Source organism: Blautia sp. TM10-2 (assembly GCF_003480845.1).
In the GTDB taxonomy this organism is placed as follows: domain Bacteria; phylum Bacillota; class Clostridia; order Lachnospirales; family Lachnospiraceae; genus Fusicatenibacter; species Fusicatenibacter saccharivorans.
In genome coordinates this window covers 30,792-44,288 of record NZ_QUJZ01000003.1, presented here as the reverse complement: position 1 = coordinate 44,288, position 13,497 = coordinate 30,792, and the positions used below count along the sequence as shown (strand labels likewise).

10 protein-coding genes are annotated in these 13,497 nt (G+C 51.0%); 6 read left to right on the top strand and 4 right to left on the bottom strand.

Translation table 11 applies throughout. The annotated features are described in order from the left end of the window. Positions 1-68 precede the first annotated feature (68 nt). The 3 genes from DXD92_RS03620 to DXD92_RS03610 form a co-directional block, all read right to left on the bottom strand. A complete protein-coding gene (locus DXD92_RS03620) occupies positions 69-1,553 on the bottom strand; it encodes a glutamate synthase subunit beta (protein WP_022462356.1) in 1,485 nt (494 codons plus the stop codon). Between the two features lie 14 nt (positions 1,554-1,567). Continuing rightward, positions 1,568-6,106 (bottom strand): glutamate synthase large subunit, encoded by a 4,539-nt coding sequence (gene gltB / locus DXD92_RS03615; RefSeq protein ID WP_118594494.1) that lies wholly within the window; start codon positions 6,104-6,106, stop codon positions 1,568-1,570. Positions 6,107-6,335: 229 nt separating this feature from the next. Beyond that, the gene (locus DXD92_RS03610; protein WP_022462358.1) at positions 6,336-7,946 is read right to left on the bottom strand and encodes a CTP synthase; all 1,611 of its coding nucleotides are present in this window, start codon (positions 7,944-7,946) and stop codon (positions 6,336-6,338) included. Positions 7,947-8,410: 464 nt separating this feature from the next. On the opposite strand from DXD92_RS03610, the gene purF reads away from it, so the two are divergent. The 4 genes from purF (at position 8,411) to DXD92_RS03590 (ending at position 12,432) form a co-directional block, all read left to right on the top strand. Then, the gene (purF, locus tag DXD92_RS03605; RefSeq protein ID WP_118640095.1) at positions 8,411-9,847 is read left to right on the top strand and encodes an amidophosphoribosyltransferase; all 1,437 of its coding nucleotides are present in this window, start codon (positions 8,411-8,413) and stop codon (positions 9,845-9,847) included. Positions 9,848-9,965: 118 nt separating this feature from the next. Next, positions 9,966-11,666 (top strand): S8 family peptidase, encoded by a 1,701-nt coding sequence (locus DXD92_RS03600; RefSeq protein ID WP_118640094.1) that lies wholly within the window; start codon positions 9,966-9,968, stop codon positions 11,664-11,666. A gap of 146 nt (positions 11,667-11,812) precedes the next feature. After that, positions 11,813-12,055: a helix-turn-helix transcriptional regulator gene (locus tag DXD92_RS03595; protein WP_118640093.1), complete on the top strand. Its 243-nt coding sequence runs from the start codon at positions 11,813-11,815 to the stop codon at positions 12,053-12,055. Positions 12,056-12,147: 92 nt separating this feature from the next. Next, positions 12,148-12,432, top strand: a complete 285-nt coding sequence (locus tag DXD92_RS03590; protein WP_055228247.1) for a hypothetical protein — start codon at positions 12,148-12,150, stop codon at positions 12,430-12,432. Between the two features lie 89 nt (positions 12,433-12,521). Here the strand turns inward: DXD92_RS03590 and DXD92_RS18680 are convergent, their stop codons facing one another. Beyond that, the gene (locus DXD92_RS18680; RefSeq protein WP_172680771.1) at positions 12,522-12,671 is read right to left on the bottom strand and encodes a hypothetical protein; all 150 of its coding nucleotides are present in this window, start codon (positions 12,669-12,671) and stop codon (positions 12,522-12,524) included. Positions 12,672-12,808: 137 nt separating this feature from the next. On the opposite strand from DXD92_RS18680, the gene DXD92_RS03580 reads away from it, so the two are divergent. Both DXD92_RS03580 and DXD92_RS03575 read left to right on the top strand, forming a co-directional pair. Continuing rightward, positions 12,809-13,171: a hypothetical protein gene (locus DXD92_RS03580; RefSeq protein ID WP_055217741.1), complete on the top strand. Its 363-nt coding sequence runs from the start codon at positions 12,809-12,811 to the stop codon at positions 13,169-13,171. Next, positions 13,168-13,467 (top strand): hypothetical protein, encoded by a 300-nt coding sequence (locus tag DXD92_RS03575; protein ID WP_022461427.1) that lies wholly within the window; start codon positions 13,168-13,170, stop codon positions 13,465-13,467. The genes DXD92_RS03580 and DXD92_RS03575 overlap by 4 nt, the downstream gene beginning before the upstream one ends. Positions 13,468-13,497 lie beyond the last annotated feature (30 nt).

The window sequence follows — 13,497 nt, the reverse complement described above, 5'->3', positions numbered from 1 at the left end:
CCTTGCGTAAAAACACCCTTGTTTTGGGCATATTATAGCAGTTTTTCGCGTGTTTTGTCAAGAAAAACTTAGAGATTCGTGTATCCCATCAGGGATTCATCGACTGCCTTTGCTGCCTCGCGTCCCTCGCGGATCGCCCATACGACCAGGGACTGGCCGCGGTGCATATCGCCTGCGGTGAAGACATTTTCTTTTGTTGTCTGGTATTTTCCGTCATCTGTCTTCACGTTGGTGCGCTGGTTGACTTCCACTTTAAATGCATCGGTCACATATTTCTGGGATCCTAAAAAGCCTGCTGCAATAAGAACGAGATCTGCCGGGAGAATCTCTTCGGTTCCCTCAACCGGAACCATCATCATGCGGCCGGATTTCTCATCTTTTTTCGGTGTCAGTTTTACGGTCTTGATCTGGCAGACTTCACCTTTTTTGTTTTTGATAAATTCCGTTACGGTTGTCTGGTAAATCCGCGGATCATGGCCGAATACGGCGATTGCCTCTTCCTGGCCGTAATCCGTCTTGCAGATCTTCGGCCACTCCGGCCACGGATTGTTCTCGGCACGCTGATCCGGTGCTTTCGGCATCATCTCAAGCTGTGTCACAGATTTGGCACCGAGACGGATGGAAGTTCCGACACAGTCATTACCGGTGTCGCCGCCTCCGATGACAACAACGTGTTTGCCCTTGGCATCGATGTAGGCATGATCCTCAAAATTGGAATCCAGAAGACTCTTCGTTACGGAAGTCAGGAAATCGACAGCAAAGTAGATGCCCTTTGCATCTCTTCCCTCTGCCTTGATATCTCTTGGATTTGCCGCACCGCAGCAGAGCAGGACACGGTCAAATTCTTTTAAGAGTTTGTCAGCTTTTACATCTTTTCCGATATCAGCATTCGTCACAAACTCGATGCCCTCGGCCTTCATCAGATCCACACGGCGGTCGATGACGCTCTTATCGAGTTTCATGTTCGGAATACCGTAGCGTAAAAGTCCGCCCACGCGGTCGCGGCGTTCAAAGACCGTAACAGAATGGCCGCGGCGGTTGAGCTGCATCGCTGCTGCAAGGCCGGAAGGACCGCTTCCTACAACGGCAACGCGTTTTCCGGTGCGCACTTTCGGCGGCTGCGGCGTAATCAGGCCGGTTGCCCATGCGTTTTCGATGATCGCGCGTTCATTTTCCTTCGTGCAGACCGGGTCTCCGTTTACGTTGCATGTACAGGCTGCTTCGCAGAGTGCCGGGCAGACACGGGAGGTAAATTCCGGAAAACAGTTTGTCTTGGTGAGGCGGCGGTATGCCTGCTCATAGTTTCCAAGATACACAAGGTCATTCCACTCCGGAACGAGGTTCTGCAGCGGACAGCCGGAGGCCATTCCCGCAATCATGGTTCCCGCCTGGCAGAACGGTACACCGCATGCCATACAGCGGGCAGCCTGCATCTGCTGTTCCTTTTTCGGGAGCTGCAGATGAAATTCCTTAAAGTTTTTGATACGCTCAAGCGGGGCAACGGTGTTTCCCGTCTTGCGCTGATATTCCATAAATCCAGTTGGCTTACCCATAATTCTTCTTCCTCCTACTTACGCATGCTTTCGTAAAATGCTTCAATCTGTGCCTGTTCGCTGCTAAGGCCCTTGTCTTCCATCTGGGCACTCAGCATCATCATGCGCTTATAGTCATTCGGAATGATCTTCTTGAATTTCGGCAGATATTCGTCAAAGTGTGTGAGAATTTCTTTACCTTTTTCAGAGCCGGTGTGTGCGACGTGTTTTTCAATCATGTTTTTCAGCTCTGCAATATCGTATTTGCTTTCTACCAGTTCAATCGAAATCATTTCCTTGTTCAAATTGCGGTACAGGTTGCTCTTTTCATCCAGGACATAAGCGATACCGCCGCTCATGCCGGCTGCAAAGTTCTTTCCGGTTGCGCCGAGGACAACGACACGGCCGCCGGTCATATACTCGCATCCATGCTCACCGACACCCTCGACAACGGCGTAAGCACCGGAGTTTCTGACACAGAAACGCTCTCCTGCGATACCGTTGATGTACGCCTCACCGCTCGTTGCGCCGTAGAGGGCAACGTTTCCGACGATGATGTTTTCTTCCGGTTTATACTTTCTTGCTTTCGGCGGGTAGACAACCAGTTTTCCGCCGGAGAGGCCTTTTCCGAAGTAATCGTTCGAATCGCCCTCAAGTTCCAGGGTCAGTCCTTTTGGAATAAATGCTCCGAAGCTCTGTCCGCCGGCACCCTTGCACTGTACGGTGTACGTATCCGGCTCCAGAGAGGTGCCGAATTTTCTGGTGATCTCGGCACCAAGAATCGTTCCCACGGTACGATCGGTGTTGGTGATCTCGACTTTGACGGTCTTCTTCTCTTTCTTATCCATTGCCGGACCGAATTTCTTTAAGAGTACCTTCTCATCCAGGGTTGCGCCAAGTTTGAAGTCGTAAACATCTTTCGGATCGAACGTTACCTTCTCGCCTGCTTTTGCAAACGGATTGTTCAGGATCTGGCTTAAGTCTACGCGGTCTGCGTGCTCGTTCGTCACTTTATCATTTCTCTTTAAGAGGTCGGAACGGCCGACCATCTCGTCAACGGTGCGGAAGCCAAGTTTTGCCATGTATTCCCGCATCTCTTCTGCGATGAAGTGCATGAAGTTGATGACGTACTCCGGTTTGCCGCGGAAACGTTTGCGCAGCTCCGGGTTCTGGGTTGCAATACCCATCGGGCAGGTATCGAGGTTGCAGACACGCATCATAACGCATCCCATCGTTACAAGCGGTGCGGTCGCAAAACCGAATTCCTCGGCGCCAAGGAGTGCTGCAATCACAACGTCACGGCCGCTCATCAGCTTACCATCAGTCTCGATCATGACACGGTTGCGGAGGCCGTTTTTGATCAGCGTCTGATGGGTCTCGGCAAGGCCTAACTCCCATGGAAGTCCTGCATTGTGGATGGAACTTCTCGGTGCTGCTCCCGTTCCTCCATCATATCCGGAAATCAGGATAACCTGTGCTCCGGCTTTTGCAACACCTGCTGCGACAGTACCAACACCTGCTTCGGATACCAGTTTAACGGAGATTCTTGCATTCACATTCGAGTTTTTCAGGTCATAAATCAGCTGTGCAAGGTCCTCGATGGAGTAGATGTCGTGGTGCGGCGGCGGGGAAATCAGGGATACACCCGGTGTGGAGTGACGTGTTTTTGCAATCCACGGGTAAACCTTTCCGGCCGGTAAGTGGCCGCCCTCGCCCGGTTTTGCACCCTGGGCCATCTTGATCTGGATCTCTTTTGCACTGACAAGGTATTTGCTGGTAACGCCGAATCTTCCCGATGCTACCTGTTTGATCGCGGAGCATCTCTCCGGGGATTCGAGACGGTCATCACTCTCACCGCCCTCACCAGTGTTGGATTTTCCATGCAGACGGTTCATGGCAATTGCCAGTGTCTCATGTGCCTCCTGGGAAATAGAACCGTAGGACATCGCACCTGTTTTGAATCGTTTTACGATAGAATCTACGCTCTCAACTTCTTCGAGCGGAACGCCCTGCTCCGGATAATCGAAGTCCATCAGGCTCCGCAGATAGCCGCTCTCCTCGCTGTCGACCATTGCTGTGTACTCTTTGAACATCTTGTAGTCGCCGCGTCTTGTGGACTCCTGCAGTGTATGAATGGTGCGCGGATTGTAGCGGTGCTCCTCGCCCTGGCTTCTCGATTTATGACGGCCGATACTGTCCAGTGTCAGATCGGTAGACAGCTCCAGCGGATCGAATGCCTGGGAATGACGCTCATCGACATCTTTTGCAATGTCTTCCAAGGTAATACCGCCGACACGGCTGACCGTACCGGTGAAGTATTTGTCGATGACATCTGCTGAGATACCGATGGCCTCGAAGATCTGGGAACCCTGATACGACTGGATCGTGGAGATACCCATCTTCGCTGCGATTTTTACGATACCAGAGATGACTGCGTGGTTGTAATCTTCAACGGCTGCGTAGTAATCTTTCTTGATCATACCCTCTTCGATCAGCTCATGGATCGTGTCGAGTGCCAGATACGGGTTGATTGCGCAGGCACCGTAGCCGAGCAGTGTTGCGAAATGGTGCACCTCGCGCGGCTCGCCGGACTCCAGAATAATCGCAAGAGAAGTTCTCTTTTTCGTTTTTACCAGATGCTGATGAACCGCAGATACAGCCAGGAGGGATGGAATCGCCACATGGTTCTCATCGACACCGCGGTCAGAGAGAATCAGGATGTTGGCTCCTGCCCGGTGTGCACGGTCAACCTCGACGAAAAGGCGGTCCATCGCACGGTCAAGCGGTGCGCTCTTGTAGTAGGTGATCGGAACGGTCACTGCCTTGAAGCCTTCGACTTTCATGTTCTTGATCTTCAGCATATCGGTATTGGTCAGGATCGGATTGTTGATCTTTAATACCTGGCAGTTCTTCGGCTCCTCCTCAAGCAGGTTTCCGTCACGTCCGACGTAAACGCTTGTGGAAGTTACGATCTCCTCACGGATGCAGTCGATCGGCGGGTTCGTTACCTGTGCGAAGAGCTGTTTGAAATAGTTGAACAGCGGCTGATGCTCATGGGAGAGAACGGCAAGCGGGGTATCGATACCCATCGAAGCGGTTGCCTCGACACCGTTTAATGCCATCTTTCCGATGGAGGAACGGTACTCCTCGTAGGTGTAGCCGAACGCTTTCTGCAGGCGCATCCGCTCTTCTTTCGTGTACTCTTCGACCGGCAGATTCGGGATTTTGATATCCTTTAACTGTACCAGATAACTGTCGAGCCATTCGCCGTACGGCTGTTTCTTTGCGTAATATTCTTTGACTTCCTCATCGTTTAAGACTTTTCCCTGTACGGTGTTGACGAGAAGCATCTTGCCCGGATGGAGACGCTCTTTTAAGACGATTTTTTCTTCCGGAACTTCCAGAACACCGACCTCAGAGGAGAGGATCAGAAATCCATCGTTAGTGATGTAGTAACGGGAAGGACGAAGACCGTTGCGGTCAAGCACTGCTCCCATCACATCTCCGTCGGAGAACAGGATCGATGCCGGTCCGTCCCACGGCTCCATCATCGTTGCATAATACTGATAGAAATCACGTTTCTCCTGGGAAATCGTATCGTTGTTTGCCCATGGCTCCGGGATCGTGATCATGACAGCCAGCGGAAGATCCATACCGCTCATGGTCAGGAACTCGAGTGTATTGTCGAGCATCGCGGAGTCAGAACCCTGTGTGTTGACAACCGGCAGCACTTTATGAAGTTCATCCTGCAGCATCGGGGAAGACATCGTCTCCTCACGGGCCAGCATCTTGTCAGCATTTCCGCGGATGGTGTTGATCTCACCGTTGTGTACGATGAAACGGTTCGGATGTGCTCTTTCCCAGCTCGGGTTGGTGTTTGTACTGAACCGTGAATGCACCATGGCGATGGCAGATTCATAATCTGTATCCTGCAGATCACGGAAGAAAGTGCGGAGCTGTCCTACGAGGAACATACCTTTGTATACGATGGTACGGCTGGAAAGGGATGGCACATAGGTGTTGTCGTTGCTCTGTTCGAAAACACGGCGTACGACGTACAGACGACGGTCGAAAGCGATTCCCTTTTCCACATCCTCCGGTTTTTTGATGAATGCCTGCATGATGTAAGGCATACACTCTCTTGCCTTATGGCCGAGAACTTCCGGAACGGTCGGCACGGTTCTCCATCCAAGGAGTTCCAGTCCCTCTTTTTCCACGATGATCTCAAACATCTTTTTTGCCTGGTTCCGTTTCAGCTCATTTTGTGGGAAGAAGAATACGCCGACGCCGTATTCCCGTTCTCCGCCTAATGAAAAACCGAGGGTCAAACAGGCTTTGGAAAAGAATTTGTGCGATATCTGCAACAAGATTCCTACTCCGTCTCCTGTTTTACCCTCGGCGTCTTTGCCGGCTCTATGTTCAAGATTTTCTACGATTTTTAATGCGTTTTCTACGGTCGCATGGGATTTTTCACCTTTGATGTTCACGACTGCTCCGATACCGCAGTTGTCGTGTTCAAAGGAAGAACGGTACAGCCCTTCTTCTCCCATGACACGCTCTTTACTCTGTGTCATACGGCTTCCCTTCCTTTACCTTTTCTTATTTTCGGTTCTCTTTTGTTTTCCAGAAAAGAATGGAGGGGAACATTTCATTCCCCGCCGTTCTTTTTGGATTGCCCTTACTATACTCTATTTTTTTCATCCTGTAAAGAGCAAATTTAATTTTTATATAATTTTTTACAATTTTTCTTTACTTTCTTAGGTTATTGCTGCATTTTACATAATTTTCTACACTTTCGATCCATTATTTCGCTGCATGGTACTCGGCTGCTGCTGCAATCAGGCCGCGGAACAGCGGATGCGGACGGTTCGGACGGGATTTGAACTCCGGATGTGCCTGCGTTGCGATGTAGAACGGATGATCTGAAAGTTCTACCATCTCAACGATTCTTCCGTCCGGAGAAACACCGGAGAGAACCATGCCGTTTTCGGTCAGTGCTTTCCGGAAATCGTTGTTTACTTCATAGCGGTGGCGGTGACGCTCGGAAATCTCTTTCTCACCGTACAGCTCCTGTGCCTTCGATCCGTCTGCCAGGACGCATGGATATGCGCCGAGACGTAACGTACCGCCGATATCCTCGATTCCATCCTGATCCGGCATCAGTGCGATCACCGGGTGCATGGTGTTCGGGTTCATCTCGATGCTGTGTGCGTCGTGGTAACCGAGAACGTTTCTTGCATATTCAACAATCGTCAGCTGCATGCCGAGGCAGAGGCCGAGGAACGGAATCTTGTTCTCTCTTGCATATCGAATCGCTGTGATCATGCCTTCGATACCGCGGTTTCCGAATCCGCCCGGTACCAGAACACCGTCCACATCGCTCAGATACTCTGCCACGTTCTCCTCGGTTACCAGCTCGGAATCCACCCATTTCAGGTGTACGTTTGCATGGCTTGCAATTCCGCCGTGTTTTAATGCCTCAACAACGCTCAGGTATGCATCATGCAGCTGGATATACTTTCCGACGAGCGCAATCGTCACCTCTTTGTTCGGATGGCGGAGTGCTTCTACCATATGGGTCCAGTCGGACAGATCCGGTTCCGGGCATGGAAGGTGAAGGCTCTCGCAGACAACCTGCGCCAGGTTCTCTTTCTCCATGGCAAGCGGAGCTTCATACAGATACTCCACGTCCAGGTTCTGCAGAACATGGCTTGACGGAACGTTGCAGAACAGAGCAATTTTATCTTTGATCTCAGTGGTCAGCGGATGCTCGGACCGACATACGATGACATCCGGCTGAATACCGATTCCCTGCAGCTCTTTTACGCTCGCCTGCGTCGGTTTTGTTTTCATTTCACCGGAAGCTTTCAGATATGGAATCAGGGTAACGTGGATCAGAATGGCGTTCTCGTGTCCGACGTCATGCTGGAACTGGCGGATTGCCTCCAAAAACGGCTGGCTCTCGATATCGCCGACGGTTCCGCCGACCTCAATGATGGCAATACGCTCCTCGTCTACTTCTTTTCCGCGGTAGAAACGGCTCTTGATTTCGTTTGTAATGTGCGGAATGACCTGTACGGTGCCTCCGCCGAAATCACCGTGGCGTTCTTTCTGCAGAACAGACCAGTATACTTTTCCGGTCGTCACGTTGGAATTTTTATCCAGGCTCTCGTCGATGAAACGCTCGTAGTGGCCGAGATCGAGGTCTGTCTCTGTGCCGTCATCGGTAACGAAAACCTCGCCGTGCTGAATCGGGTTCATCGTACCCGGGTCAACGTTGATGTACGGGTCAAATTTCTGCATCGTCACTTTGTATCCTCGGGCTTTTAAAAGCCGTCCAAGGGACGCCGCCGTGATTCCCTTTCCAAGGCCAGAGACTACTCCGCCTGTCACAAAGACATATTTTACTGCCATATTGATTTCCTCCTGCTTTTCTCTTCTGATATTTTCTTTTCCGTCACAAGTTTCTCTAAAAGGAAATGTCGCCTGCCGGCGACATCTCTATGATGAAAGCCAGTTACTCCGCGCCTGCGTCGCTCCCGTAACTGCTGACAACATTCGTAATCCGGGCTATCGCCCTACTTACTCATGTCGTCTTGCCCGGCCAATATCTATGAATTCGCTCATGCAAGCATGGCTCATCCATAGCTGCTGTCCGGGGCTTTCATTCAAAATCAAAAACGATTATAACACATCTCGAATTTCCTGCAACTTTTTTTTACTATTTTTTATTATTTTCGACATTTTCCACGAAATCCTAAATTTCTGCACCATATTTTATACATATCACGATTTTCTTGACATCATCCGCAAAAATGAGTATGATAATCAATGTTTTTAAAACATGCAGGTCTACAACTGAAAAAAGGAGAATACCTATGCAGCCATCGTCAAACAATTGTTATGATACCGGTCTCCGGGAGGAATGTGGTGTTTTCGGCATTTACGATCTGGATGGTGCCGACGTCAGTCCTTCGATCTACTATGGCCTTTCCGCCCTGCAGCACAGAGGACAGGAGTCCTGCGGAATTGCCGTCTCTGACACCAGCGGTCCAAAGGGCCATGTGAAATCCTACAAAGGCCTTGGCCTTGTCAACGAAGTTTTCAAAGAATCCAAATTAGAAGAGCTGTCCGGCAATATCGGCATCGGCCATGTCCGGTACTCTACCACCGGTTCCACTACCGTAGAGAATGCACAGCCGCTCGTTCTGAATTATCTGAAAGGCTCCCTCGCCCTTGCGCACAACGGAAATCTGGTCAACGCTATGGAACTGCGCGAGCAGATGGAAAACACCGGCGCAATTTTTCACACTTCGATTGACTCTGAAATCATCGCCTACGGTATTGCGCGGGAACGCGTTCATTCCAAAACGGTAGAAGAAGCGATTCTACGCACGGTAAAAGAAATCCGCGGCGCCTATGCCCTTGTCATCATGAGCCCGAGAAAACTCATCGGCGTGCGCGACCCATATGGCTTAAAACCGCTCTGCATCGGAAAGCGGGACAACGCCTGGGTTCTCGCCTCGGAAAGCTGCGCCCTCACTTCGATCGGCGCCGAATTCGTCCGCGATGTCGCTCCGGGAGAAATTGTAACGTTTGACAAAACCGGAAATCTGAAATCCGAATTTATGCCGGTTGACGTAAAAAAAGCGCATTGTATTTTTGAATATATTTATTTTGCCCGCCTCGACAGCAAAATAGACAATATCAGTGTCTACGAAGCCAGAATCCGCGGCGGTGCAACTCTCGCAAAGACCTACCCGGTTGATGCAGACCTCGTCTGTGGTGTCCCGGACTCCGGACTTGCCTCCGCAAAGGGCTATTCCGAAGAATCCGGCATCCCGTTCGGTCTTGCGTTCCACAAAAACAGCTATGTCGGCCGTACCTTCATCAAGCCGACCCAGAAGGAACGGGAATCCAGCGTCAAAATCAAGCTGAGCGTTCTCGAATCTGTTGTAAAAGGAAAACGGATCGTGCTCGTCGACGACTCCATTGTCCGTGGAACAACGATTTCCAACCTGATCACGATGCTTCGCAAAGCCGGCGCGACCGAAGTCCATGTCCGTATCAGCTCTCCGCCGTTCCTGTATCCGTGCTATTTCGGCACCGATGTTCCTTCGAACAAACAGCTGATCGCAAGCTCTCACTCCACGGAGGAGATCCGTCAGCAGATCGGAGCCGACTCTCTTGGCTACATGCCGATCGATGAACTCCAGAACATGGTCGGCGATCTGCCGATCTGCCGTGCATGCTTCGACAGCCATTACCCAATGGAAGTACCGAAACAGGATATCAGCGCTCTTCTCGAAAGCTGATTCTATTTCGTCCCCTTTACCGCGCAGACACTGCGTCAGGTAAGGGGGGCTTTTTTGTTTCATGCATACTTTGACGTAATGTTTGCATACAATAGCATCAAAAACAAAGGATCTCTTTATGGATCTTACAGACATCATTTATTCCAACGATTACATCAACATTCTGATCCAGAATTACGTGGCACAGTCCGAGCGGTACCAGATGCTGTTTCCGGAGTCAAGTGCTCTTCTTACGCTGAACCCACAGTATTCCGTTCTCTTTCTCGAGCGGAGTCTGCTGCCGGAAAATCTCTTCGGCGCAGTTCCCTTTACCGGGCTTCCAAAACTTTTTACGCCGCTCTCCACGCTCTCACTGGAAGTCTCCGGGATTGTCCAGACGCAGAATCTCTACGGTGGCGGATATACAGGCAAAAATGTAATCTTCGGTTTTCTGGACACCGGCATTGATTACCGCCACCCCGCATTTCTGCATGCCAACGGACAGAGCCGGATTCTCGCCGTCTGGGATCAGACGGACCGGACGGGAACGCCGCCGGCGCAGTTTCCTTACGGCAGTCTCTATACCAAGTCCAATCTCGACGCGGCACTTGAAAGCGGCAATCCACTCTCCCTTGTTCCCGTCACCGATCCCGACGGGCACGGCACGTATGTCGCAGGCGTGGCCGGCGGTACTCCGGATGCCTCCGCCGGATTTCTCGGCGCCGCACCGGAGGCAGATTTTGCCGTTGTTAAATTAAAACCCGCCAAACAGAATCTGAAAGATTTTTATCTTGTGTCCTCCAATGCTCCCGTCTTCGAGGAAGATGACCTGCTCTCCGCCATGCACTTTCTGAATGAAACCGCAGCTGCGGAAGGAAAACCGCTCGTCCTCTGTCTGGCACTCGGGACGAATCAGGGCAGCCACTCCGGCACGCTCCCCGTTTCTCTGACCTTGGCGCGCTACGGCAACACGCCTGGTGTGATCCCCGTCTGCGCGACCGGCAACGAAGGAAATGCAGCACACCATTATTATGGCTCTGTATCCGAAACTTACACCCCGAAAAATGTAGAGTTTCTCGTTTCTGAAGGAAACCGCGGTTTCACCCTGGAACTCTGGGGACAGGCTCCACAGCTTTTTTCTGTCGGTTTCCGCTCTCCCGGCGGCGAGACGATTCCGCGGATTCCCGTCTCTTTGAATCAGGAACAGCGGATCACCTTCGTTCTGGAGCGCACCGTGATCTACGTCAACTACGAAGTGGTCCAGGCCACGACCGGCAGCCAGCTCATTCTGATCCGCATGCTGGATCCGACCCCCGGTATCTGGACGCTTCAGGTTTACCGCGCTTTTCCATCGCCGCCGGATTTCCACATCTGGCTCCCGATCACCGGATTTTCCACCTCCGATGTGACATTTCTGGAACCGGATCCGTACACGACACTGACGACACCTTCTGCCACGGTTCCTGTTCTTTCTCCCTCCACGTATCAGGCAGCAAACAACAGTTTTTCCCCGGAATCCGGCCGCGGCTTTACCCGGCTTGGTGAAATCAAGCCCGACTTTGCCGCTCCCGGCGTCTCCGTTACCGGACCGGGACCGGCCGGCTCCTATGTAAGCTTCAGCGGTTCGAGTGCGTCCGCCGCCATTACATCCGGCGCCGCTGCTCTTTTTCTGCAATGGGGCATCCAGCGCACTCCCGCCCGCTATTTCACGGCACAGGAGGTAAAAAACTACCTGATCCGCGGTGCAGACCGAACTGATACTATTACGTATCCGAGCAGAGAATGGGGATATGGCCGATTACAGTTATATCAAAGCTTCACAAGCCTTATGACAAACTGATTTTCCCGCTCACAGGTTTGCTTCTATGGTATATCCGTTTGTTGATGCAAACTTTTAATGTGCAAGTGCCTTGTTTTTGATTGTTTTCCGTTGTATCATTACGTATTATCATTATATTTATAAAACTAAAAGGGGGATTCCTGACTATGAATTACGAACGCTTGAACGATCTTCGCCTTCTTGGACTTACGATTGCCTACTACCGAAGAGCAAAAGGAATGACGCAGGCCGAACTTGCCGAGGCGGTACATATCAGTCGTACCCATATGAGCAACATCGAAGCGCCAAATACAAAAACCTCTATTTCGTTGAATCTTCTGTTCGATATCGCTGATGCACTTGACATTCCGGTGAAAGAGCTTTTTGATTTTCAGGGACGCAGTCTGTAGGGTCTTTGAATTTTTCTCTTTAAGAGTAACCCCGCCCGGCAGTTTTTCATATCATGAATTGTAAGCAAAATGATTCCTTTGGAGGAACAAACATGAGTGATTTAGCTGCTACAAACTGTGGATGCGGATGTGACAACGGCTGTGGCTGCGATAATGGATGCGGTGTTTCCAACAACAACCTGTTCGGAAACAATGGCTGCAGTATTATCTGGATTCTGCTTCTCCTCTCCTGCTGCGGCGGATGTGGATGCGGAAACAACAACAATGGCTGCAATTCCGACTGCTGGCTCGTTCTGATTCTTCTGTTCTGCTGCGGCGGATGGAACAACAACGGCTGTGGATGCGGCAACAGCAATAACTGTGGATGCGGCTGCTGACCTTTTTTCAGTCCTCCCAGATGTTCGGGCAGAAAAAGCCCCGGGTGCGGATCAACCGCCCCGGGGCTTTTTTTCACCAGAATTCTCTTTCAGCGAAACCGTTTCGGTTTCCGTGCTTCTCTTTCCCGCTTTTCCATCTCTTCTCTTTTTTCTTTTTTTCTCATACATTCCAGATCTATTTCATAAAAGGCATTCCCTTCGAGTACCTGTTTTCTTTTTGCTGTTTCTTTTCCATCCATTTTCCGGCGGTCTCCTTTTTCTTTCTTCCTCTTATCATATGTTTTTTCCCGCCTTCTGTCATTTTTTCCGGCCTGGAACATAAGATAAAGAGAAATAAAAAGACAAATGCAGGAATGCTGCCAGGAAGGATCTTAATTTGAATCAGGAACAGGAACAAAATGTGGAACAGATGACACCGCTGGACCAGATGATCGCACAGGATCAGCTTCAGATGCTGAAGGCTGCCATTCCCTACGCCTCCTTCGGCCTGCAGCCCTCCCTTGCGATTTTGAGCAAATGGCTCGAGCTCCAGCGGACCATTCAGCTTTTTTCCCGTCCGGCCGACCTTTCCATGATGTCTGTTGATGCCCCGCACGTCTCTCCGCTTGAGATGCTGCAGGATATTTCCCGTTTTGCCGCCGGTCCGCAGCGGGATCTTCTCTCCCAGATGTTTCAGACCATGCAGATGGTCCAGATGCTTCAGAATATAAATCCCGGAAATGAGGAGGATCTGCTATGAGTTCAGATGATAAGCAAAACGACTGGTCGCAGGACCCCTCTCTTTCCGGAATTGACTTCGCCCGGCTTCAGGCACTGCAGCAGATGGCCTCTCAGAGCCGCGGAAAATCCCAGGCGGAAATGATGCCGTTTCTTCTCTCCCTGATGCAGGGAAATCAGGGCGGCGCACAGTTTTCCGCCTCCGAGGCGGACCTGATCATCTCTGCCATCAAAGCCGGAAAATCCAAACAGGAAGCGGCAAAAATTGACCAGATGGTACGCCTCTTCCGCTCCGCTGCTTCCGGGAAAAAACGCTGAAAAACTACAAACCAAAAAACGCTGCCGGTC

Excerpts from the sequence above, each read along its gene's own strand:
- DXD92_RS03575 (WP_022461427.1), top strand. The coding sequence starts at position 13,168 with ATGAGTTCAGATGATAAGCAAAACGACTGGTCGCAGGACCCCTCTCTT.
- DXD92_RS03590 (WP_055228247.1), top strand. The coding sequence starts at position 12,148 with ATGAGTGATTTAGCTGCTACAAACTGTGGATGCGGATGTGACAACGGC.
- DXD92_RS03620 (WP_022462356.1), bottom strand. The coding sequence starts at position 1,553 with ATGGGTAAGCCAACTGGATTTATGGAATATCAGCGCAAGACGGGAAAC.
- purF (WP_118640095.1), top strand. The coding sequence starts at position 8,411 with ATGCAGCCATCGTCAAACAATTGTTATGATACCGGTCTCCGGGAGGAA.
- DXD92_RS03595 (WP_118640093.1), top strand. The coding sequence starts at position 11,813 with ATGAATTACGAACGCTTGAACGATCTTCGCCTTCTTGGACTTACGATT.
- DXD92_RS03610 (WP_022462358.1), bottom strand. The coding sequence starts at position 7,946 with ATGGCAGTAAAATATGTCTTTGTGACAGGCGGAGTAGTCTCTGGCCTT.
- gltB (WP_118594494.1), bottom strand. The coding sequence starts at position 6,106 with ATGACACAGAGTAAAGAGCGTGTCATGGGAGAAGAAGGGCTGTACCGT.
- DXD92_RS03600 (WP_118640094.1), top strand. The coding sequence starts at position 9,966 with ATGGATCTTACAGACATCATTTATTCCAACGATTACATCAACATTCTG.
- DXD92_RS18680 (WP_172680771.1), bottom strand. The coding sequence starts at position 12,671 with ATGGATGGAAAAGAAACAGCAAAAAGAAAACAGGTACTCGAAGGGAAT.